At 65.7% G+C, this 1545-nt stretch carries 1 protein-coding gene; it reads right to left on the bottom strand.

The window, feature by feature from the left end:
• Positions 1 to 35 precede the first annotated feature (35 nt).
• Positions 36 to 1432 (bottom strand): IS3 family transposase gene (locus NCO8_RS30335; protein WP_157105182.1). Its coding sequence is split into 2 segments (ribosomal slippage): positions 36 to 1088 and positions 1091 to 1432, totalling 1395 coding nucleotides; the frame shifts between segments, so codons are not numbered across the junction.
• Positions 1433 to 1545: the final 113 nt, after the last annotated feature.

Genomic DNA, 1545 nt, shown 5'->3' with positions numbered 1-1545 from the left:
GGAATTTTTCAAGGTGAATGAGACCATCCGGTGTGTTATGCCACTTGGTGTTGCTGGTCCTCCTGTTCGGGCTGGTTGATCCAGGCGGCGGTGGGTAGGTCGATGATCTTCGGGGCTCGGGTGGTGCCGCCGAAGCGGTGTGGGTGACGAATTCGGGCGGCAGCCAGGACCTGGCGGCGTTCGGCGTCGCGGGCGGCGGCCAGCCCGTAGAACACCTCGGCCGGGGTGTGCAGCCCGATCCCGGTGTGGCGGTGTTCGTGGTTGTACCAGTCCACGAATCGGTTCATGAAATCCCTTGCCTGCCAGAGTGATCCGAATCGTGTGGGGAACTCGGGAGCGTACTTCAGGGTTTTGAACCACGCTTCGGAGTACGGGTTGTCGTTGGATACCCGTGGCCGCGAGTGCGAGCGGGTGACCTCGAGGTCGGCCAGCAGCGCGGTCACCGACTTGCTGGTCATGGCGGTGCCGCGGTCGGCGTGGACCACGCGCGGGATGCCGTGGGTGCCGAAGATCTGTTCCATCAATTCCTTGGCCAGTACCCCGGATTCGCGGTGGTGCACGTGGACCCCGACGATGTATCGGGAGTAGATGTCGATCATCACGTAGGCGTCGTAGTAGAGGCCCTTGCCCGGACCGGCGAGCTTGGTGATGTCCCAGGAGTACACCTGCCGGGGTGCGGTGGCCACCAGCTCCGGGCATGTGGACTTCGGGTGCCGCGCGAGCCGTCTGCGCTCCTTGACCAGGGTGTTTTCGGCCAGGATCCGGTACATCGTGGACACCGAGCACAGGTAGGTGCCCGCATCGAGCAGGGTGGCCCACACCGTCAGCGGTGCGGCATCGACGAACTCCGGCGAGTTCAGCACTTCGAGCACCCGCGTCCGTTCGACGTCGGTGAGCTTGTTGCGCGGCGCCGGACGCGGAACTGATTGCCCGGCACCGGGTTTGGTGTTGCGGTTCATCGTGGCCCGGGACAGTCCGGTCAGTGCCGCCGCCGCGCGCGTGGCCACCCCGGCCTCGCGCAGTTGGGCATAAGCGCTGTTCAACGCTTGCCGGGCCGCGGGTCCTGCTCCGCGCTCTCGGAGATCGTTTCCAAGAGCGCGACCGCTTTTCCCATGATGTCCAGCGCGGCCTCGGTGGTCGCCAATCGCTTGTCCTTCAACGCCAATTCCCGCTTCAGCCGGGCGATTTCGGCTTGCTCGGCGGTGAGTTTGCCGACCTTCTTCGCGGCGGGTTTCTTCGATTCGAGCACACCGGCATCGCGCAGCTTGCGCCACTCGGTCATCAGCGACGAGTACAGGCCCTCCCGGCGCAGATACGCCCCGCCCTGCCCCGTCTCGACCGCCTGCTCGTAGGCGGTCAGGTGGGCCAGTTTCTCGGCCGCGGTGAACGCGCGCCGACGGCGGGGGCCATCGCCCCGAGCAGAGGAAGCCATGCGCCCAGTCTCGCGCACCGGCATCGTCGTAGTCATTGGTGGATAGATCCGATCTCGCCCCGCGTCAGGCCGAAGTTGCTGTGAACCAGTGGTCTCAACTCACCCTGACACGC

Origin of the sequence: Nocardia coubleae NBRC 108252, from assembly GCF_001612805.1 — a bacterium.
Classification (GTDB): domain Bacteria; phylum Actinomycetota; class Actinomycetes; order Mycobacteriales; family Mycobacteriaceae; genus Nocardia; species Nocardia coubleae.
The sequence above is the reverse complement of the archived record's forward strand: the minus strand, read 5'-3'. Positions and strand labels throughout refer to the sequence as shown.